Annotated in this window: 9 protein-coding genes; 6 read left to right on the forward strand and 3 right to left on the reverse strand. The window is 45.6% G+C overall.

Annotation, left to right across the window (positions count from 1 at the left end; genetic code table 11):
• Positions 1–305 precede the first annotated feature (305 nt).
• From QUB30_RS21845 to QUB30_RS21855, 3 genes are all read left to right on the forward strand, one after another.
• Entirely contained in the window at positions 306–737 is a 432-nt protein-coding gene (locus tag QUB30_RS21845; protein WP_333337383.1) for a plasmid mobilization protein, read from the forward strand.
• 65 nt (positions 738–802) lie between these two features.
• Entirely contained in the window at positions 803–1,522 is a 720-nt protein-coding gene (locus tag QUB30_RS21850; protein WP_333337385.1) for a relaxase/mobilization nuclease domain-containing protein, read from the forward strand.
• Positions 1,523–1,534: 12 nt separating this feature from the next.
• A complete protein-coding gene (locus QUB30_RS21855; RefSeq protein ID WP_333337387.1) occupies positions 1,535–2,395 on the forward strand; it encodes a hypothetical protein in 861 nt (286 codons plus the stop codon).
• A gap of 615 nt (positions 2,396–3,010) precedes the next feature.
• On the opposite strand, the gene QUB30_RS21860 is transcribed toward QUB30_RS21855, so the two are convergent.
• The 3 genes from QUB30_RS21860 to QUB30_RS21870 all read right to left on the reverse strand — a co-directional run bounded on the left by QUB30_RS21860 (position 3,011) and on the right by QUB30_RS21870 (position 4,672).
• Complete coding sequence (locus QUB30_RS21860; protein WP_333337389.1) at positions 3,011–3,265, reverse strand: hypothetical protein; 255 nt, start codon at positions 3,263–3,265, stop codon at positions 3,011–3,013.
• 539 nt (positions 3,266–3,804) lie between these two features.
• Positions 3,805–3,981 (reverse strand): hypothetical protein, encoded by a 177-nt coding sequence (locus QUB30_RS21865; RefSeq protein WP_333337391.1) that lies wholly within the window; start codon positions 3,979–3,981, stop codon positions 3,805–3,807.
• 526 nt (positions 3,982–4,507) lie between these two features.
• Entirely contained in the window at positions 4,508–4,672 is a 165-nt protein-coding gene (locus tag QUB30_RS21870; RefSeq protein WP_333337393.1) for a hypothetical protein, read from the reverse strand.
• A 207-nt stretch (positions 4,673–4,879) separates the two neighbouring features.
• Between QUB30_RS21870 and QUB30_RS21875 the strand changes: the two genes are divergently transcribed.
• The 3 genes from QUB30_RS21875 to QUB30_RS21885 all read left to right on the forward strand — a co-directional run bounded on the left by QUB30_RS21875 (position 4,880) and on the right by QUB30_RS21885 (position 23,233).
• Positions 4,880–5,149 (forward strand): AMP-binding protein, encoded by a 270-nt coding sequence (locus QUB30_RS21875; RefSeq protein ID WP_333337395.1) that lies wholly within the window; start codon positions 4,880–4,882, stop codon positions 5,147–5,149.
• Between the two features lie 114 nt (positions 5,150–5,263).
• The gene (locus QUB30_RS21880; RefSeq protein WP_333337397.1) at positions 5,264–17,227 is read left to right on the forward strand and encodes a non-ribosomal peptide synthetase/type I polyketide synthase; all 11,964 of its coding nucleotides are present in this window, start codon (positions 5,264–5,266) and stop codon (positions 17,225–17,227) included.
• A 42-nt stretch (positions 17,228–17,269) separates the two neighbouring features.
• The gene (locus QUB30_RS21885) at positions 17,270–23,233 is read left to right on the forward strand and encodes an amino acid adenylation domain-containing protein (RefSeq protein WP_333337399.1); all 5,964 of its coding nucleotides are present in this window, start codon (positions 17,270–17,272) and stop codon (positions 23,231–23,233) included.
• Positions 23,234–23,291 lie beyond the last annotated feature (58 nt).

The following is a 23,291-nucleotide window of genomic DNA, read 5'->3' on the forward strand; positions in this document are numbered from 1 at the left end:
TTCTAGCCGCAACGTCGGGCTTAAGACTTTCTTAAGCTTTAATGACAAATGTAGCTATTTGTAATACAAATTAAGCTGAATATTATACAGCTATAATAAATGAGAGGGAGAAAAGAGCTGACAACGCCCTCACCTGTCGAGCAAACACTTTAAGCAAATGGATAGATTGTCAGTTATTGAGTAGCGACGATCGCAACCAGTTATCCTCAGATGGCGGGGGTCACTTTACGCCCCTATTTTGCTCTTTTGGGGTGAAGTTGAAAGTAGTTAGAGATTTATAAAATGAGATAAACTCAACTATTATCATGGCTATGAAGCTCAAAAATTTGCCTCAAAGTCAGCCAAATCAGTCAAACCAGCCAAATCAGAGACTTTCAAGTCGGCTGGAAATAAGATTGTCTGACTCTGACTACAATCAAATTAAAGCAAGAGCCTCGCTAGTCAATTTGAGCATGAGCGACTTCATGCGCCGTGCAGCTTTGAGGAGAACCATGCCGCGCCCTCTAGCTGCATTTGACTTAAAAGCCTATCAAGTGTTATGCAAGATTGATGCCCAATTGAGAATTGCCGGAAACAACCTCAATCAGATTGCTAAAGCTTGCAATAGTGCTGTGGCATTGGGAGAACCAGTTGTTGTCAATACAGGACTCTTAGAAAGCGTACAGAAACTCATTCGAGAGAACCAAGCTACAATTAAAGCAATAGTTGCAAACCTCGCCAAATCTACAGTACGCTAACTATTAACAAGCCTAGGCTTTACCGCCTGAGCAATCGATTCTGTGCAACTGACGGCTTTTCGGTTATGATTGGCAAACAAATTAAAGGTACAGGCTTTCGGGGCTGTCTGAACTACGTGCTGGGCAAAAAAGACGCCGCTCTAATTGGCGGTACTATGTGCGGACAGACTCCTGAAGAACTGGCTGCTGAATTTGCCATCGCCCGACAACTAAGACCTAACCTGAAAGTAGCAGTTTTTCACGCCACTTTATCTGTCGATAGCACCGAAAAACTAGAAGATTCTGAAGAAAATGACCAGCGCTGGCTGGCGATCGCAGCCAACTACATGAAAGCGATGGAATTTGATAACAACCAGTACGCAGTTGTCAAGCACAGCGATACAGAACACGACCACATTCACATCGTCGCCAGTCGCATTTGCCTAGATGGAGGTGTTGTTGACGATAGCTGGGACTATTACAAAAGCCAAGAAATTATTCGCCAACTCGAACGGAACTACAACCTGGAAACTGTTACACCCAGTTGGGAAACAGACAAGCGGGCTCAGACTACAGGAGAACACAGGCAATTAAAAAGCAAGGGAAACAAGAGCGTCAGGGTGCAATTGCAAGACCTAATTGATGAAGTTACCCAAGACAACCCAAGTATGCCAGAATTCGTTGAACGGTTGCAGCAACAAGCCGTAGAGGTGCAAGTCACACTAACTGGAATCGGCTTCAGTCAAGGCATTTCTTACAATTTAGATGGAGTCGCTTTAAGTGGCACTCAGTTGGGTAAAGCCTAGACTTTTTCTGGATTGCAGAAGCATCGAGGCGTTAGCTATGACAAAGGGCGAGATAACGCCCTAATTGAGGCTTTAATGCAGCCACAACACTTAGCTATCGCCCCCAGTGAGGCAGAGGAAAATGAGTTAGAGTTGTCACACTTCGAGCTAGAAACAACCGCACCTGCAATTCCTGCAACAGCAAATGAGTTAGAGTCGTCACAATTCGAGTTAGTAGCAGGCGCACCTGGAACTCCTGCAACAGCAAATGAGTTAGAGTTACAACTGTCAATCCTGCCTGAAAGGAATGAAAATCAGTGGCAAAAAGTGCGCTCGCATCTCGCGGTCGAGTACAGTTTACCTTTAGAATTGCTTAATTTATTGCACTCTCATTCTTGGTTGTATGCCGGCTCAGAAAAGGCTGTCTTTACAGGACGGACGCTTGAGGGAGAAGCCAGGTTCGCTTTTGTTCTCGATGAAAGAGGCAACTTTACTACAACCCATCCCCTGTCATCTGAAGCTGCTTTTTGGGTAGCCACTACTGGAGAAATTGAGCGAGCTGTGATTGCTTCTAACCCAATCGAAGCTCTTTCAATTTTGCTTATTGAGCAGGAAAACTCTACAACAGCACCAGCGACACTTTACCTAGGAATTGAACGAGCTTCACAACTGCCTATAGAATTCTTACAAGAACTCGATAGCGTTATTATAGCGATTGCAGAAGATTATATGCTTGCTCGAAATGCGCGATCGTTGCTACCGGATGCAGAACTTGTCAATCCACCGTCAAGTTGGAATGATATCTGGATACAATTAATTGAACAAGAAGAGCAAAATATTCAACCAAATAACCAACCTTATAAACAGCCCATCCAAGACATCGAACTGGATTAGCTTTTACAGCTTTAAAAATTGATAGGACTTACGCAACTGAGGAATTTTTAGACTATCTGTGGCGTAAGGTGTACTATTGCGATCGCCCTTAAGAGTTCGTCATCTGTGGAACAAAACCACTCACTCCTGTGCAGTTTTACCTAAGTTCTTTACCAGTGGATGCTAAAGCGGAATGGTCGTGCTATTCGTCAACATTGAGGCCTTGAAAACCAAGTGCATTGGAGTTTATATGTGACTTTTAATGAATATAAATCCCGGATTCGGTCGTTCAACAGTCCTCAAAATTTGGCTTTTCTAAGACGAATGGCACTTAATGTCATCAATCAAGAAACGGCTCTCCGACGTAGTTTGCGACAAAGAAAGAACCGAGCGGCGATGAATGATGACTATATGATGCAGATTCAAAGAGTGCTTGTGTCAAGCCTGATTGAGATGCTCTTACCCTACTTGCTCACGCTTGTGCTCTGTTGAAATCTAAACTGCCAATATCCAACTTTCAACTCCTGGCTATCTTTGTGACTGATAAAGCTATGGTCGATGTTGGATTTGCTGGCATCAACCCGACCTACGAGCAAAAGCGATCGGCTCTCATGGCGAGTTAAGTCCCAGCTTTGGCTAGCTGTAGGACGAACGCTCGTCACAGCGAGCATCAACATCTTTACTGGCTGCGAGATTAAAAACACGAGGGCAAGGCGCGATCGCGTTGGGCGTTACCAGCCAATACCCAACTGCACCAACAGGCTTGCGTCGTGCCCGGCGATGCTCCATCGTAACCAAGGCTTTCCTGTACACCAACTGGCTCGCTCTTGGCTTCAATATCGACTCAAAGAGCAAGCGTACAGCGGGCGTCAAAATCCAAACAGCGAGCAAGTCAAACTTTCTCCTCTTAGCTGCCCAGAGTGAGCGTGAGCTAACTCCAAATTGCAGCTATTCTCATAGCAGTCTTGCAAAAACCATAAAAACCATAAATTGCTCATTTTTACCCCCCCTCTTACGTCTATTTGACATGGCTTGCTATGCGACTACCGTACTTATTACGAGGATTGAGGAGGATTCAAGAGGTGTCGGAGTACAGAAAATCACGCCAAAAACAACAATTATTTACAAAAAGTGATAAGCATTTATACTTAAAATGAGGCTAAAAGTAGGAAATTGTAGGTGTAATGAGTAATAAATGGGCTGTTTTTTCCTCTTTTTTCCTCGTTATTTCTCGCTAAAAATTTTGAACCAGTCAGAGCGACTTTTCTGCATTGGTTTGGTCAAGGTGCTCGGATTGATACAGTTAATGGGGAGCTTGCGTCAAAGCGGCTTGCAGGCTTATTCGGATATTCGAGTAACGGTAGCCGAGTCACGAGTTGCACCTTTTAAGGTCGAGACAATTCTTTGAAAGCGCAATGCTGTCGGCTAGTCTAGTAATAGTAGCTATCCTTGACCATCAGGGAACAAGCTTCGGCAATACGACAAGCCGTGTAGAGACAAACCCCGAAGAACGTGCGATCGCGAGCGGTTTGCAAACCTTTGTTGAACAAAAGCTCGATTTCCTGTTGCGTGAGTATTTTGGCTTGGCCGTGCCGTTCTATCTTCATGCTTGGTAAACTCGACCCGATACCAAAAAGTTTGCCGCAAATACTGCGTTACTGCATTGATTTGGGGTATTTCTTAATGCGGCGGTTCAGAAGTCGGCAAGTTAGGAGAGGGCGATCATTGGTAACAAGTTAAGCTAACAAAGCATTTGTCAATCAGCAATTATGCTCAACATTTACTGGGATTTTGGGCATAAAACTGAGATTTGGGCGATCGAAGAATCATGCCTCCCATGATATTTATACCTACTCCCTCTCAAATCGTAAATTTTCCACTCCTAAAAAAGCAGTTTTTTTGAGTAATATTACTGATTGACAAATGCAATTAAGTCTTAACTTGTCACCAATGGAGGGCGATTGCATTCCCGTTTATTGATATGTTTGGTTAATGATACAAGCACTTACAGCCGATTCCTGGTTTATCAAGTACAGTAGCAGCTTCTAAACCAGTTTTTGAAGTGCTTAGTATTGACTCCTTCGAGCGAACCCAGGATTTTAGTCATCTGAATGAAAGTTTCTTTCCTCAGCGTCAGTCCTCAACTGTAATGTAGATAACACTCTCAAAAAACGGCAATATTATCTTTCCACTGACAGTCAAGGTTTCTCCAGCTACGCAAGCCCCAGGTGACACGAACCCTAGTTTTACCCCTTTTTCCACATCCGGTGACTCGTCAGCTACTTCTACTTCTTCCAATCCTTGACTTTTTCGGGAAAAGAAACTTAACAAAAAGTAAGAAAAGTAGAAAAAATAATTACACGTATTGATTTCAGAAAAATAGTAAAATTTTTGGGTTAAAGCTCCTCCAAGTCAGAAAGCACTCTCAAGTCTAGTTGCAACTCCTGCGCGAGACGGCTCGACGAATTGTCGCTGTTAACCCAAGTAAAACGCCATCAACTACCGATGAAGCACACTAGCGAAAAAATCGAATATCCGCAAACCTGTATTCATAAGCTAGTTGAAGCTGTTGTAGAGCAAAAGCCTGATGCAGTAGCAGTGGTGTTTGAACACGATCGCCTCACCTACCGCCAGTTGAACACTCGCGCCAACGTCCTAGCGCACCACCTACAGGCATTGGGCATCCGGAAAGAGGTGTTGGTAGGCATCTACATGGAGCGCTCCCTAGAAATGGTGGTGGGACTGTTGGGCCTTCTTAAGGTGGGAGGAGCCTAGATATCGCTTGACCCAGCTTACCCAACTGAGCGATTGAGCCTCATGCTGGAAGACACTCAAATTAAAGTGCTGCTAACCTTTGCGTCGGTTTCGTAAAGACCAATAGAAAAAATTATGTTAGATGTAATCAATCGTTACCTACACGGGTTTGTAGCTGTTCCTGTAATTCTGGCTTGTAGAAAAAAGGGACTATTTGAACTTTTACAGCATCAAGGTTCGCTGACAAGAGAGCAAATTGTTGAGTCCTTGGGAGCAAACGGCGGTCACCTCCAAGTCGCTTTGAGGATGATACGATCGCTCAATTGGCTTGAACGAAATGAAGTCGGACAGTATTCTCTCACAGATGAGTCTCAGCTTTACAAAAAAATACCAGAAGAAATCCTCGACTTATACCACTTGCCTTTTGAGTCCTACTTGATGGGAGAACAGCCGTCGGGTCTTCTCAAAAATTGGATTTCTCGTTCAATCCAACGCTGGAATGTTGACGACCCGATTTGGGAAGACTTCTTAGATGGGATTTTAGTCATCCCTATTTTACTTGCGCTCCACAAGCACAACCTACTTGTAGAAGACAAACATAAACCCTTGTTCTCACAATTGAGTGCCCCTGTGCGCGAGGAGTTGTACGAACTGTTTACAAGTAAAGGTTGGGCGTTAAGACAAGAAGACCGTTTTTGTCTCACCGATGTAGGTCGATTTATAGTAGGGCGGGCTTTAATTACCGGAACCACAGCTTCCTACACTCCCATGTTATCTCGCATGAGTGATGTGCTATTTGGCGATTGTCAGGCTGTGTTTTCCAGAGATACTTTAGGTCACGAAAGCCACGTCGATCGCACTTTAAACGTGGTAGCTAGCGGATTTCAACACGAAAAATATTTTGCTGATGTAGAGGATATCATCCTATCTATTTTTAATCAATTACCCCTAGAAGAGCAGCCGAAATACGTTGTTGATATGGGATGTGGGGATGGAACACTTTTAAAGCGAGTGTACGAAACCATCCGGTCAAAGTCCGCCAGAGGTAAATTACTCGCTCGGTATCCCCTGTGCGCGATCGGCGTAGATTATAACGAAGCATCAATAACGGCGACGGCACGCACACTAGCCGATATTCCCCATTTGGTTTTGAAGGGAGATATTGGTGACCCGGAGCAAATGATAGCTTCTTTGAAGAGTCATGGCATTCACGACTCAGAGAACATCCTTCACATTCGCTCCTTTCTGGATCATGACCGCCCCTTTATTCCTCCTCAGAATTTAGAGCAGGTGCAGGTTCGCTCTCACTTACCATACCAAGGAGTTTATGTAGCTCCTTCCGGAGATTTCATTCCTCCCCATATAATGGTGCAGAGTTTGGTAGAACACCTGGAACGATGGTCGAAAGTGGTCACCAAGCAGGGTCTGATTATTTTGGAAGTTCATTGTCTAGAACCCGATGTGGTAAACAGGTTTTTAGACAAAAGCGAGAATTTGCATTTCGATGCAATTCAAGCCTTTTCAAGCCAGCATCTCGTAGAAGCAGACGTTTTTCTAATGGCAGCAGCAGAAGTCGGGCTGTTTCCGAACTTCGAGTTTACATCGCGATATCCAAAGATATTTCCTTTCACCCGCATTACTCTAAACTTTTTTGAAAAGAAACCTTACAACATTCGCCACCCGCATTTATCCGACTTGGATGCCTTAGTTAACTTGGAAGCCAAGTGCTGGCCAGAACATTTACGGGCAGGATCTGATGAAATCCGGCAGCGAATCGAGCGCTTTCCAAACGGGCATTGTGTCTTGGAAATGGACGGTCAAGTAGTGGGAGTTATGTATTCTCAAAGGATTTCCAGTGCGGATATCCTGAAAAACGTGACTTATGGGGAAGTGCCGTCGCTGTACGTCCCCCAAGGGCCTGTCGTCCAACTTCTTGCCGTGAATATCCTCCCGGAAATGCAGGTAATGGGTTTAGGCGACCAACTCCGGGAATTTATGCTTCAGTTGTGTACACTAAAAGGTGGCATTGAGCGTGTGGTGGGCGTAACTCGTTGCAAAAACTATGTGTCACACGCCCATATTCCAATAGAAGAATACATTCATCAGCGCAATGAACTAGGGCAGCTTCTCGATCCAATTTTGCGCTTCCACTCTGAGGCTGGAGCCACAATTAAGGGAATAATTCCTAACTACCGCCCAGAAGATGTGGATAATCTGGGCAATGGAGTTGAAATAGAATATGACATTCACAATCGCCTTCAATTCAATTCTGACAAGGCTTTCAAAATAAAGTCCGTGCCAAAGCTTCAGAAAATCGGACTCAAGGAAAACGAAACCTTAGATGACGTTATTGAAGAATGTATCCGTTTGGTGTTAGGCTCTCGCCGGAGCGTTGCTTTTGCTCGCTCTAGACCTCTGATGGAGATGGGGTTAGATTCCCTAGAGCTGTTGGAACTGAGAGCGCTCATGAGCCAGCGCTTGGGAGTGGAACTGGAACCCACTTTCTTCTTTCAGTATGGGACTTATGATGCGATCGCTCGTTATTTTAAGGGTACTGAAGGCGAGGATGTTCGCACACCATTGCTTAACCTAGATGAGCAGAAAAGCGAAGGCGGGTATGATTCTGATTTATCGGAAGATATAGACAACTCAGAAGATTTAATTGCCATTATTGGCATGTCGTGCCGATTCCCCGGTGGTGTCAACAGCCCCGCTCAATATTGGTCAGTGCTACGTCATGGCATCAATGCCATTGTGGAAGTTCCTTCATACCGCTGGGATATCAATCATTATTACGCTCCTGACCCAAAACAACCGGGGAAAATATCGAGCAAGTATGGGGGATTTTTGGAGCAAGTAGACCAATTTGATGCTCCGTTTTTCCGAATTTCTCCTCGTGAAGCGGCTTTTATCGATCCGCAGCAGCGAATTCTGCTCGAAGAAACATGGAACTCATTAGAAAATGCCGGAATCAACCCTGAATCCTTATCGGGAAGTCAAACAGGAGTTTTTGTCGGCATCTTTTCTCACGACTATGAACTCCTCCAAGTCAAATCCAACTCCCCAGATGACTTTAATGCCTATTTGGGCACGGGAAACTCAGCTTCAATAGCAGCAGGACGATTGTCCTACTTTTTTGGCTTCACCGGACCTGCGCTTGCTGTTGATACCGCTTGCTCGTCATCATTAGTGGCTGTTCATTTAGCAAGTCATAGTTTGCTTAGGGGCGAATGTGACCTAGCTGTGGCATCAGGCGTGAACCTCTTATTATCACCCGAGTTGAGTATCGCGTTTTCCCAAGCGGGAATGCTTTCACCAGACGGGCAATGTAAGACTTTTGATGCTGAGGCTAATGGGTACGTTCGCTCTGAAGGCTGTGGTGTTGTTGTCCTCAAACGTCTTAAAAAGGCACTTGCTGATAATGACAACATTTTAGCTGTGGTACGGGGAACGGCGATTAATCAGGACGGCACCAGTAGTGGTCTGACTGCACCTAATGAACGCTCTCAGGAAGCCGTTATCCAAAAGGCATTATCTATGGCGAAGGTGTCACCTAAGGAGGTGTCTTATGTGGAAGCCCACGGCACTGGGACATCTCTGGGAGACCCGATTGAGGTGAAGGCCATAGAGGCAGTATACGGGCAACAGCGGGATGAAGATAATCCCCTAGTAATTGGCTCGGTGAAGACAAATATTGGTCACGCGGAAGCAGCAAGTGGTATTGCTGGGTTGATTAAAGTGGTTTTGTCAATGCAAAACAAGTACATCCCGCCGCACTTGCATTTTAAACAATTGAATCCACACATGACTCTCGATGGAATTCCTGCGGTGATTCCAACTGTTGGCATCGAATGGAAGCGTTCTCAATCGGGTCGTCGTTTAGCTGGGGTGAGTTCGTTTGGCTTCAGCGGTACTAACGCTCACGTCGTGCTGGAGGAAGCTCCAGTGCGGGCAAGAGTACAGGCGAGATTTGAACGAAATCGTCACCTGTTGACCCTCTCGGCAAAAAGTGAGAAAGCTCTGTTGGAACTGGCACAACGTTATGAAGATTTCTTTGCCACTCATCCAGAGTCATCTTTAGCGGATGTTTGCTTTACCGCTAATGTAGGGCGATCGCATTTTGAGTACCGCCTTGCTGTTGTAGCCGAATCTAACCTACAATTGCGCGATGAATTGACAGCTTTCGCTACAAGTAAAGAGACTTTCAAACTGGTCAGCGGACGAGTTAACAGCACTAAATCTCCTCTAATAGCATTTCTCTTCACTGGTCAAGGGTCGCAGTACATCGGTATGGGACGCCAACTGTATGAACTTTCGCCTACCTTCCGTCAAACCCTTGACCGCTGCGACTCTATTGTGCGTCCCTATCTGGACGAACCTTTGCTCTCGGTTCTCTATCCAGAACCCGGAAAAACCTCACCCATAAATGAAACAGCCTACACCCAACCCGCCTTATTTGCTCTAGAGTATGCCTTGGCAGAATTATGGCAGTCCTGGGGCATTAAACCGACAGCGGTTATGGGTCACAGCGTTGGGGAATATGTCGCTGCAACTGTTGCAGGTGTCTTCAGTTTAGAAGATGGTCTGAAGTTGATGGCTGCACGGGGACGACTGATGCAGGCTTTGCCCTCTGATGGGGAAATGGTCGCCGCCAACGCCTCCGAACTTCAGGTAGCCCCAGTCATTCAACCCTATTTACAAGAAGTGGCGATCGCCGCTCTTAACGGTCCTGACAGTGTGGTCATATCTGGAAAGCGCTCGACAATCCGCTTGGTAGTTGCACAGCTTGAAGCAATGGGAATCAATACTACACCTTTGCAGGTGTCCCATGCGTTTCATTCCCCCTTAATCGAGCCAATGCTGGAGGAGTTTGCCCGAGTAGCCAGTGAGGTAAATTATTCTCTTCCGCAAATCAATTTAATTTCTAATGTCACAGGGGAACTAGCGTCGGCACAGGTGGCTACTCCTGAATATTGGTGTCGGCACGTCCGTCAACCAGTGCAGTTTGCAGCAGGCATGGAGGCGCTGTATCGTGCGGGTTATGAAGTTTTTGTGGAATGTGGACCAAAGCCGATTTTGCTCGGAATGGGACGTAAGTGCTTACCTGAAGGAGTAGGTCGATGGCTGCCTAGTTTGCGTCCAGGACAGGAAGATTGGCAGCAAATACTCCAAAGCTTAGCTCAGCTTTATGTGGAAGGCGTGCAAGTGGATTGGTCAGGCTTTGATCGAGACTATGGGCGCCGAAAGGTGACACTGCCGACATATCCGTTTCAGCGGCAGCGGTATTGGATTGAAAAAGAAAACTCTCCTAGAGATACAAAAAAATCCGGTAAAATCTCCGAACTCCAAAATAATATAACTCTCCAAACGATGCGGCGGACTAAAATCCTTTCCCAATTGCGTTCTATTATCGCCAAAGTATTTCTAGTCTCTCCGTCCGAAGTAAAGGCTCATGTTCCTTGGCTAGAAATGGGAGCAGATTCAATCCTTTTAATGGAGAGCGTGCGAAATATTGAAAACACCTATGGAATAAAAATTACCATTCGCCAGTTGTTTGAAGAGCTGTCAACCCTTGATGCCATAGCCACCTACATAGACCAGAATCTATCCCCAGAATTTGACGGGGCAGATTCCCCACTAACCGAACCAAAGCCTGCTGTGCAACCGCAACAGCTAGATCGATCGGCGTTTGCCGAACCAACGATGTCTGCAAGACTGGAAACGGAAGTGGCAAAAGACGGAGTACGACGGTCTGAAACTCTGCTGGAACGAATCATGGCACAGCAGCTCCAAGTTATGTCTCAGCAGTTGGAAATTTTGCGCGGCAACACGATGCCCCCGCAGCAAGTGTTTTCATCGCCTAACGGGCAATCTTTTGTCACTACCCAAACAACAGCGCCTACATTTCAGGCTCCCCAGACACCAAAACAACACCAGTTTTCAGAAACATTTTCTACAGCCGAAATTGCTCCAGAACAAACTGTTTCCAAAGCGCATACACCTCGGGCAGATGAACAGCTTCAAACAAGCGGACTTTCCCCACAGCAGATGCGTCACTTGGAAGCCCTCATCGACCGTTATACCAAGCGGACGCAAAAATCAAAGCAACAAGCGCAAGCTTGTCGCCCAATTATGGGCGACAGCAGAGCTGTGGCAGGGTTTCGCCTTTCCACCAAGGAGATGCTCTATCCCATCGTAGGAGAGCGAGCGCAAGGCTCAAGATTTTGGGATGTGGACGGTAACGAGTATGTGGACATTACGATGGGATTTGGGGTACTGCTTTTCGGTCATGCTGCACCGTTTATTACTGAAGCCCTAGAAGAGCAGATAAAGCTTGGCATACAAATCGGTCCGCAGTCGAATCTGGTGGAAGAGGTGGCTCAGTTAATCTGTGAACTGACGGGCATGGAACGGGTAACCTTTTGCAGTACAGGTACAGAAGCGGTTATGACGGCACTGCGTCTGGCACGCACGGCGACAGGTCGTACCAAGATTGCTCTATTTGCCAGTTCTTATCATGGTCATTTCGACGGAATTTTAGCCACAAGGGCGGACGGTGAGCTCAGTGCCGTGCCGAGTGCTTCAGGAATATCTCCGCACGCAGTTAAAGATGTTCTAGTGCTGGATTATGGAAATCCCGAATCTATTAATATTTTGCAAGCCCATGCTCACGAATTGGCTGCCGTGCTGGTTGAGCCTGTGCAAAGTCGCCGACTTGATTTACAACCCAAAGAGTTTTTACAGCAGTTGAGGCAATTAACACAAGCAACAGGAACGGCGCTGATTTTTGATGAGATTATCACGGGTTTCCGCGTTCACCCTGCTGGGGCACAAGCGTGGTTTGGTATTGAAGCGGATATTGTCACCTATGGCAAGATTGTCGGTGGTGGGATGCCGATTGGGGTTGTAGCTGGTAAGGCAAACTATATCGATGGAATTGACGGCGGTTTGTGGAACTATGGAGATGCCTCGTATCCTCAGGCGGAAAAGACATTTTTCGCAGGAACCTTTAACAAGAACCATCTAGGGATGGCTGCGGGACGTGCTGTATTTAAGCATCTCAAAAAGCAAGGCCCTGCACTTCAACAGCACTTAAATCAACGCACGTCCCAGTTAGCCCAAACACTGAACGCTTACTTTGAACAAGAGGATGTACCTATCCGAATTGTCCATTTTGGTTCGCAGTTTCGCTTTGCCTTTTCAGGAAATTTAGATTTACTGTTTTATCACCTGCTGTCCAAGGGTATTTACATCTGGGAAGGGCGTAGCTGTTTCCTCTCCACGGCGCATACCGACGAAGATATTGAGAGGATAATATTGGCTGTTAAAGAGAGTATAGAAGAAATGCGATCGGGAGGTTTTTTGCCCGAACCACCCTCCGACTTGCCACAGGATGGGAAGCGAGTACAGGAAACCTCAAAAAATTTGACAGACTCTCCCAAGGCTGTCAAGGCTAGGCCCTTCTCTACTCTTTCATCCACCTTAAATAATACTGACTTCCCCCTTGTAAGAGTTTCACGAACTGAGAACTTGCCTCTATCTTTTGCCCAGGAACGACTATGGTTCTTGAGCCAGTTAGAGCCAACTAACCCCTTCTACAACGAACTACAAGCTCTAAGGCTTCATGGTTTCCTGAACGTCGCCGCGTTAGAGAAAAGCCTCAACAGGATTATCCAACATCACGAAGCTTTACGTACCTACTTCGCAACAGTTGATGGACAGCCCGTTCAGGTAATTGCTGAAAGCTTGACCTTGAGCGTGCCATTAGTAGATTTCCAATATCTACCTGAGAGTGAAAGAGAAATCTCTGTCCAACGATTCGCAACGGCAGAAGCTCAGCGACCCTTTGACCTCGCAAGTGTTCCTTTAATCCGAGTTACTTTGCTTAAACTCACAGAGATAGAACACGTATTGCTGCTAACAATACACCACATTGTATTCGATGGTTGGTCATGGGGCATAATTTTACGAGAGTTGGCAACTATTTACTCAGCCTTCTGCAATGATTTATCCCCAGAGCTACCAGAGCTATCGATTCAGTACAAAGACTTTGCGGTTTGGCAGCGGCAGTGGTTAACCAAAGAGGTACTTTCGTCTCAACTAGCTTATTGCAACCAACAACTTGAGGGTGCGCCAGCTTTATTGGAACTGCCAACGGATCGAGTGCGACCTTCAATTCAAAGCTTCCGGGGAGCGCATCAAAGATTTGCACTCTCAAAAGAGCTATCAAGAGCGCTAGTGAGTTTAAGTCAGCGCGAAGGTGTCACCCTGTTCATGACGCTGTTGGCAGCATTTCAAACATTACTTTACCGTTATACAGGACAGACGGATATCTGCGTAGGCACGCCGCACGCTAACCGCTCACGCTCCGAAATTGATTCATTGATTGGATTTTTTGTCAATACCTTAGTGCTACGCACTTGTTTGTCCGGCAATCCGAGTTTTGAGGATTTACTCTCTAGAGTCCGGGACGTAACGCTTTTGGCTTATGCCCATCAAGACCTACCGTTTGAGAAGCTAGTAGAGGAATTAAAGCTAGAACGTGACTTAAGCTACACACCACTGGTGCAGGTGATGTTGGTGCTTGATGTGCCGATGCCCCAGACACAGATGGATGGCCTAACCGTAAGTCCATTAGGCTTAGAAACAACCACGGCGAAGTTTGATTTAACTTTATCTTTAGAGAACACTCCCTCTGGACTAATCGGGACATGGGAATACAATACTGACTTGTTTGATGCTGCCACGATCGCTCGCATGGCCCGACATTTCCAGACGTTACTGGAGGGAATCGTAACTAATCCTCAACAGAAAATTTCCTCTTTGCCCCTGCTCTCTGAAGCAGAGCGATACCAGTTGCTAGTGGAATGGAACAACACCACAAAAGATTATCCCTCTGATAAGTGTATCCACCAGTTATTTGAGGAACAGGTGGAGCGATCGCCCGATGCTATTGCGGTAGTCTTTGAAGAGGAACAATTGACCTACCGAGAGCTTAACCAACGGGCGAACAGAATAGCACATTACTTGAAAACTCTCGGTGTGGAACCAGAAGTTTTAGTGGGGATTTGTGTAGAGCGCTCCCTAGAGATGATGGTGGGATTGCTTGGCATCCTCAAGGCAGGTGGGGCTTATGTACCCTTAGACCCGCAACTCCCCCAAGAGCGCTTGTCCTTCATGCTGTCAGATTCCTCTGTGCCAGTAATGTTGACTCAATCAAAGTTGATGCTAAGGCTACCTGAGAATAAAGCGCGTGTAGTCTGTTTAGATACAGACTGGGGAATAATTTCTCACTCTGGTGAGGAAAATCCGGTCAGCTCCGTTGGGCCCGAGAACTTGGCTTATATCATCTACACCTCTGGGTCTACTGGTCAGCCGAAGGGGACACTCATCATCCACCAAGGACTCGTCAATTATCTGACCTGGTGTACAGAAGCGTATGCAGTAGCAGATGGATCTGGATCTCCTGTCCACTCTTCGATTGGCTTTGATGCAACTATTACCAGCTTATTCTCTCCCTTATTAGTAGGAAAAAAAGTAGTCCTCCTCCCAGAAAAGCAAGAAATAGAAGCTTTGGGCGCTATTTTGTGTTCTCAAAGTCAGTTCAGCCTTGTCAAAATTACCCCAGCTCATTTAGATTTACTCAGCTTCTTAATACCTAATTGGTCAGCCGACAATCAAACAAAAGCATTTATTATTGGCGGCGAAGCCTTATCAGGAAAGAGCGTTTCATTTTGGCGAGAATCAGCACCTTCAACCAAACTAATAAACGAGTACGGACCAACTGAAACCGTTGTTGGATGCTGTGTTTATGAGGTTGACGCTCAAACTCAGCTATCTGGTGGGATTCCAATTGGTCGCCCGATCGCAAATACCCAACTTTATATCCTAGATCCATTTTTCCAACCTGTCCCTATTGGCGTGTTGGGTGAACTGTACATCGGTGGTGCTGGCGTCGCCCGAGGCTACCTAAACCGTCCGGATTTAACCGAGTCTAAATTCATTCCCAACCCGTTTAGCAATGAGCCGGGGTTACGCCTCTACAAAACTGGCGACAAGACACGCTACTTACCGGACGGCAACATTGAGTTCAAGGGACGCCTTGACAATCAGGTGAAGATTCGCGGCTTCCGCATCGAATTAGGGGAAATCGAAACCGTACTCACCGCACACCCAGAGGTGAGAGAAGCTGTAGTTATCGATGCTGAAGATAATCGGGGTAACAAGCGCTTAGTCGCTTATGTGGTCGCTCGCTCACAATCTGAAATCAAGAATCAATTGCGGGACTTCCTCAAACAGAAGCTACCCGACTACATGGTGCCGGGAATTTTTGTAATTTTAGATGCGCTGCCGCTTACCCCTAATGGGAAGGTAGACCGCCGCGCCCTGCCAGCACCTTCTTTGAGCAATGATTCAGATAGCTTGGTTTTCCCTCGTACTTCAAATGAAGAGATTCTAGCAGGCGTTTGGAAGGATGTCTTAGGACTAGAAATTGTCGGCGTTCACGACAACTTCTTTGAATTAGGTGGCGATTCCATTATTAGCCTTCAAATCATCGCCCGTGCCAATCAAGCGGGTCTACAAATCACCACCAAACAACTCTTTCAAAACCAAACTATTGCCTCTTTAGCGGCGGTAGCAAGTACGACTTCATCCATAAAAGTTGAACAAGGTTTAGTTACCGGAGTTGTTCCTCTCACCCCAATTCAGCATTGGTTCTTCGACCAAAATTGGAGCGAACCTCACCACTTCAACCAATCAATGCTGCTTGTAGTGCCACCAGACTTAAAACCAGAGTTATTGTCGATTGCTCTCAAAGAGTTAATGGTACATCACGATGTCTTGCGGATGCGGTTTGTGCTAGATGAATCGGGATGGCAGCAGAGGAATACTGACATCTGCGAGCCAGCCCCTTTTCAGGTTATGGATTTGTCAACGCTTGAGGTGGAAGAACACAAAGCTGCTGTAGAGCAAAGAGCAGCGGAATTGCAAACGACGTTGAACCTCGCATCTGGATCACTGCTACGTGTGGTACTTTTTAATTTGGGTAGCGATCGCCCCAGTCGGTTGCTATTAATTATTCATCACCTAGTGGTGGACGGAGTTTCGTGGCGAATTTTGTTAGAAGATATCGCTACGGCTTACAAACAATTGTCGCGGCAAGAAGCCATTCAACTGCCGCCCAAAACCACTTCCTTCAAAGATTGGGCTATCAAACAGCGAGATTATGGGCTAGAGCCTGTCCTAGAGCTAGAGCTTGACTACTGGCAAGCTCAGTCTTCAACCGATACTACCCCTCTTCCCGTAGACTTTCCCGACGGAATTGAAGCCAATACAGAAGGCAGCACTGCCGAAATATCAGTTTTTCTTAGTGCAGAAGAAACTCGGACTTTGTTGCAGGAAGTGCCGTCAGTTTATAATACTCAAATTAATGATGTGCTGCTGACTGCATTGGTACAGACTTTTGCACGGTGGACAGGTTCTGATAATCTGTTGATTGCACTAGAAGGTCACGGACGGGAAGAACTGTTTGATGATGTAGACCTATCGCGTACTGTCGGGTGGTTTACCACTATATTCCCTGTTTTATTGCAACTTGGGGAAGCCGACTCCCCTGGAGTTGCCCTCAAGTCGATTAAAGAGCAACTGCGGCGTATTCCTAATCGGGGTATTGGTTATGGTATCCTGCGATATCTGAATCAAAATGCAGATATTGGCAAGCAACTGTGTGGACTCACCACACCTTCCTTATGTTTCAACTACCTGGGACAATTCGACCAAGTTCGGGCAGAACCTATATCCCTTGGGTTTGCACAAGAAAACCCAGGACGGGTTTATAGTCCTTTAGCTCATCGTAGCCATCTACTAGATGCGATCGGGCAAGTGGTCGAAGGCAAGCTGCAAATGATTTGGATTTACAGCGAGAACATTCATCGACGCTCAACTATCGAACGTCTGGCTACCGAGTATAACTCGGCGCTGAAAGCGCTGATTGCCCACTGTCAGTCTCCTGATTCAGGAGGATATACGCCAACAGATTTTCCGTTGGCTGACTTGGGTCAACAAGAGCTTGATGAGCTGCTCAGTGAAATCGATTGAGTTAATTAATCCACCACAGCAAAGTTTCTTGAAATTAAAGCAATGGTATTCGCTGACCAACCAAACAAAAGCAAAAATATTGAATCCATCTACCCCCTTTCTCCAATGCAAGAGGGGATGCTCTTCCATAGCCTTTACGAACCAGAATCCGGGGTTTACTTCGAGCAGTTTAGCTTTACTGTACACGGGAATCTAGATATTTCAGCTTTTGAGCTGGCTTGGCGTCAAGTGGTAGAGCGGCATCCGGTTTTGCGTACCTCTGTTGTTTGGAAGAACCGCAAAAAGCCACTTCAAGTGGTGCGTAAATCGGTAAATTTGCCTTGGACTAACTTAGACTGGCGTGAGCTATCTCCCATCGAACAGGAACATCAGCTAGAAGTCTTCTTGCAAGCCGATACAAATAAAAGCTTTGAATTTGACAAAGCACCGCTGATGCGATGTGCCTTAATTAAGCTAACGTCTGAGACTTACAAATTTGTTTGGAGTTTTCATCACCTGCTGATGGATGGCTGGTGTACACCCATTATCTTTAAAGAAGTTTTGGCATTTTACGAAGCCAGCAAAAAAGGATTTGATTTACATTTATCTGCTACCCGTCCTTACTCTGACTATATTGCTTGGTTGCAGCAGCAAGATAAGAGTATTGCAATCGCTTATTGGCAAGATGCCCTTTCTGGTTTTACTGCCCCCACTCCCCTAGTAGTAGACCGAACTATTGCGCCTAATTCCCAACAAAAAAAGACATACCTTGAGCATCACCTACAGTTATCGGCAACAACAACCGCTACCCTCAAATCATTAGCACAGAAACATCGTATAACTGTTTCCACTTTTGTACAGGGAGCGTGGGCGCTGCTACTGTCGCGATACAGTGGTGAACAAGACGTGGTATTTGGGGTAACAGTCAGCGGTCGTCCTCCCGCTTTATCCGGTGTGGAATCTATGGTGGGGCTGTTCATTAATACCTTACCAGTACGGGTGCAAGTGGAGAGTGAAAGCGAACTGTTGCCTTGGCTGATGCAGTTGCAACAGCAGCAGGTGGAGCGGGACCAGTATTCATACAGTGCACTCTCTGAGATTCAGCGCACAAGTGAAGTACCTGGGGGAAGCTCTTTGTTTGAAAGTATTGTAGTGTTTGAGAACTACCCGCTAGGTGATTCTTTATTGTCGCCTCCTGACGGCTTACAAATTGATAATCTGCAAGCCATTGAACGCACAAATTATCCCTTGACATTGGCAGTGACGATCGAGCGGGAATTGTCGATACAAATTAGCTACGATTATGAGCGCTTCGATGCGGACACGATTGCCAGGATGGGGGGTCATTTACTGACTTTGTTAGAGGGAATGGTCGCTACTGAGTCGCAGAAATTGAAGGATTTACCGCTGCTCACACCAGCAGAGAGTCATCAGTTATTAGTAGAGTGGAACAACACCAAACAAGAGTACCTTCAAGATAAGTGTATCCATCAGTTGTTTGAGGAACAGGTGGAGCGATCGCCCGATGCTATTGCGGTAGTCTTTGAAGAGGAACAATTGACCTACCGAGAGCTTAACCAACGGGCGAACAGAATAGCACATTACTTGAAAACTCTCGGTGTGGAACCAGAAGTTTTAGTGGGGATTTGTGTAGAGCGCTCCCTAGAGATGATGGTGGGATTGCTTGGCATCCTCAAAGCGGGTGGGGCTTACGTGCCGCTTGACCCAGCGTATCCCTTCGAGCGCCTGTCGTTGATGATAGAAGATGCTCAACCCTCGGTGTTATTAACCCAAGAGCGGTTAGTTGAGGAATTACCGTCTCACTGGGCACAAGTGATTTGTTTAGACTCAGACTGGCAGTCAATTGGCGCTGAGAGTACAGTCGCTCCTGTTAGTGGTGCCACTGCTAATAACTTGGCTTATGTAATTTATACATCTGGCTCTACAGGCAAACCAAAAGGAGTGATGATACCGCACCGAGCAATTTGTAATCATATGCTCTGGATGCAAACAGACTTCCCTTTAAGCGAAACAGATAAAGTGCTGCAAAAAACTCCCTTTAGCTTTGATGCTTCAGTTTGGGAATTTTACGCACCCTTGTTAGTTGGAGCGCAATTGGTCATGACTCGACCGGGAGGACATCGAGACAGCGATTATCTGATTCAAACAATAGTCGAGCAAAAAATTACGACTTTACAACTTGTGCCTACCTTGTTGCGAATGCTTTTGGAAAATGATCAAATTGGCATCCGCCAATCTCTGAAAAATGTATTTTGTGGTGGAGAACCTTTAACTGTCGAATTGCAAGAACGCTTCAAAGCCCATCTCAATGCAGAATTGCATAATCTTTATGGTCCTACAGAAACTTGCATTGATGCCGCATATTGGACTTGCAAACGTGGGCTGAATCAACAAATAGTACCAATTGGTCGTCCCATAGCCAACACGTCAATCTATATTTTAGACCGCCATCTCCAATCAGTACCTATCGGTGTTCCAGGAGAAGTGCATATTGGCGGTGCTGGTGTTGCCCGTGGATACCTTAACCAGCCAGAGTTAACTCTAGACAAATTCATTCCCAACCCATATAGCAATGAACCTGGGTCACGCCTGTATAAAACTGGCGATAAGGCTCGTTACCTCCCGGACGGCAACATTGAGTTTCTAGGTCGCCTTGACAACCAGGTCAAGATTCGCGGCTTCCGCATCGAATTAGGCGAAATTGAGGCAGCGATCGCGCAGTACCCTGGCGTGCGAGAAACTGTGGTTATGGCGCGAGAAGATGTTCCAGACCGCAAATATCTGGTAGCTTACATTGTCCCTAACCACGACTCGGTGATCGCTAGCAGCGACCTGCGCGTTTTTCTCAAAGAGAAACTACCCGATTACATGATACCAGGAGCGTTCGTTCACTTGGATGCCCTGCCACTAACCCCCAACGGCAAAGTAGACCGAAAAGCACTACCAACACCCGATACAGCACGTCAGGAATTACAAGTAGATCGGGTAGCACCTCGCACAATATCTGAAGAAACACTAGCCCAAATCTGGCGCGAGGTTTTCCATCGAGAGTTTATTAGCATCCACGACAACTTCTTTGAAGTAGGCGGAGATTCTATTCTCAGCATTCAGATTATTTCTAAAGCGAATAGTGCAGGTCTTCACCTTACTGTCAAACAAATCTTCCAACATCAAACAATTGCCGACTTAGCCGCCGTTGCAACAACAACAGAAACTAGCAAAGCCGAACAAGGTTTAGTAGCAGGGCCATTACCACTCACACCCATCCAGCACTGGTTCAAAGCACAAAATCTCCCCAATCCTCACCACTTCAACCAAGCCTTTCTACTAGAAGTTCCACCAACTCTCAACCCCGACCTGCTACAGCAAGCTTTGCAACAATTAATAGTCCATCACGACGCCCTACGCTTGCGCTTTAATCAATCAGAAGCTTGTTGGCAGCAATTTAACGCCCTACCCGATGAGACTGTACCTTTTTCCCTCATAGATTTATCCACATTACAAGAAGAAGCACTCTCCCAAACAATTGAATCTACATCTTCCCAACTGCAAGCCACCTTAAACCTCAACTCTGGCCCACTCCTGCGAGTTGCACTTTTCCATCTAGGAACTCAAAAACCTTCTCGCTTGTTGCTAGTCATCCACCACTTAGCTGTCGATGGAGTTTCCTGGCGAATTTTACTTGAAGATTTACAAACAGCTTACCAACAACTCGAATCAGGTAAAGCCATTCAACTTCCTCCAAAAACCACCTCTTTCAAACACTGGGCAGAAAAACTCACCGAATACGCCTTCTCGCCAGCCGCTAAAAAAGAATTAACGTATTGGTCAAACATTTCCACCTCAAAAATCACTCATCTTCCAGTAGACTCTAGGGGGGGAGCTAACACAAAAGCCTCAGCCCGTAGTGTAAAAGTATCCCTTACCTCTGACGAAACTCGCGCCCTACTTCAAGAAATTCATAAAGCCTACCGTACCCAAATCAACGACATATTGCTAACAGCTTTAGTGCAGGTCTTAGCGACTTGGAGCGGGTCAGAATCAGTAATAATTGACTTAGAAGGTCACGGACGAGAAGAAATCTTACCCGATGTAGACTTATCCCGCACAGTCGGTTGGTTTACCACTATCTTCCCAGTGCTTTTAGAACTAAAAGCAACAGAAAATTTACCAGATGCGATCGAGTCTATCAAAGAACAACTTCGTGCCGTACCCAACCGAGGCATCGGCTGCGGTTTGCTGCGCTATTTGAGCGGGGATGCTGAAATTACGTCTCAACTCTCTTCATTACCACAAGCTGAAGTAAGTTTCAACTACCTGGGGCAATTCAATTGGGGAATGCAATCCGATTCTTTCATTAAATTAGCCCCGGAATCAGTTGGTTCTGAACACAGCCAGCTAGGACACCGCAGTCATCTGCTAGAGATTAACGGACTCGTAGTAGAGAACCAGTTACAACTGGAATGGACGTACAGCGAAAACTTTCACTCCTCGGGGACAATAGAAAGTCTAGCCCGAGATTTTGCAGCAAGGTTGCGAACGTTAATCGCTCATTGTTTATCTGCTGATGCAAGGAACTATACACTTGATGTATTTGAAAATCAGACGATTCATCGCGAAGTTCATCAACCAATAAACAATGACCGGCGTCAGGACAATAACGTTCCTCTTCCCCTACATTTATTAGAACTTTCTCCAGGAATCTCTGAGTTACTTCCTGACGATACAGAATCGGCATATCCGATTGCCAAAATGCAAGAATTTATGCTGCATCATTACGTGAATGACCCTCAAAAAATGGGGGTTTACCATTGTCAGCTTTCCTACGATATATACGATGAAAGCCTCGATTTGAATGCTTTTAAGAAGGCTCTCTTAATTCTCGTGCAAAAACATTCGGCTTTGAGAACCGTATTTATCACTTCTAACGGTAAACCAACGGTTCAGGTGGTCAAAAAGAAACTGAGATTTTTCATCAATGAACAAGACATCAGCCACATCAAATCGGAAGAGCAGTCAAATTATATTGATGCAGTGATGAAGCAAGACAGGCATAACTTGTTTGACATTGAAAATCCCAATGAACCACTTTTTCGTTTCAGGATTTTTCAGAAAGCCGAGAATAAATTTGAATTCTTAATGTCAATTCATCATGCAATTACTGATGGTTGGGGCAATCTAAAATTTCTCAACGAACTGTACGAAATCTATTCAACTCTCAAGAAAGGAGAAGAAATAACAGTAGTCCCGGCTGCCAACGTATACAAAGAATTTGTCGCTTTGGAGAAAGAGATTCTTAGCTCACAAGATGCAGCGGATTTCTGGAAGCTTCACCTGAAAGACCATACATATAAACCCTTGAAACCATTAACCACTTCAGTGGAGCAAGTGGAAGCTGTTACTGAAAAATACAAGTTTGAAGAGGAAATCATTGCTGATTTACGTGAGTTGTGTCGAAAATTGAGAGTTTCACCAAAAGCACTTTTCTTGAGTACCTACCTTGACCTCATTGGTACTGTGATGAAATCAAACAGGGTTTGTGTAGGAGTTGTCTCAAATGGTAGGACAGAAAGATTATCTGACCCGTTTGGAGCTTTGGGCTTGTTCTGGAATATTGTTCCGTTTTGTCAACCAACTCAAGAAGATAAAGGCGTACAAATTAAAAATGTCCAGCAATCTCTAATTGATATCGAGTCCTATGTTAGGTATCCACTTCTGGAAATTTTGGCAGGTCAACAAAAACCCGAGTTATTTTTCGCTACGTTTAATTTCGTGAATTTCCATAATGCCAAAAATATCAAGGCTGACACTGGCTTGAAGGTGAAGGCTAGAAAATTCCATGACAAGTTCAACTTTCCTTTAAATTATGCCGTGTCAATGGAGCCATCATCAGGAAATGTAAACCTAAGTGTGGAATATGATAAAATGTATTTCAGCGGCCAAGAGATTCGTTCAATGATTCAGAATTACATTGAAATGTTTAATATGAGTCGTACAGTTATGTAGAGGGAGAAAATAAAAAACCTGTTATTTCTGTTTTTACGGGTATACTGCTTAGTCCAGA

Source organism: Microcoleus sp. BROC3 (genome assembly GCF_036702515.1).
Lineage (GTDB): Bacteria > Cyanobacteriota > Cyanobacteriia > Cyanobacteriales > Microcoleaceae > Microcoleus.

What these genes read in the sequence shown, in the direction of transcription:
- QUB30_RS21845 (WP_333337383.1), top strand. Translation starts at nt 306, where the DNA reads ATGGCTATGAAGCTCAAAAATTTGCCTCAAAGTCAGCCAAATCAGTCA.
- QUB30_RS21850 (WP_333337385.1), top strand. Translation starts at nt 803, where the DNA reads ATGATTGGCAAACAAATTAAAGGTACAGGCTTTCGGGGCTGTCTGAAC.
- QUB30_RS21865 (WP_333337391.1), bottom strand. Translation starts at nt 3,981, where the DNA reads ATGAAGATAGAACGGCACGGCCAAGCCAAAATACTCACGCAACAGGAA.
- QUB30_RS21875 (WP_333337395.1), top strand. Translation starts at nt 4,880, where the DNA reads ATGAAGCACACTAGCGAAAAAATCGAATATCCGCAAACCTGTATTCAT.
- QUB30_RS21880 (WP_333337397.1), top strand. Translation starts at nt 5,264, where the DNA reads ATGTTAGATGTAATCAATCGTTACCTACACGGGTTTGTAGCTGTTCCT.
- QUB30_RS21885 (WP_333337399.1), top strand. Translation starts at nt 17,270, where the DNA reads ATGGTATTCGCTGACCAACCAAACAAAAGCAAAAATATTGAATCCATC.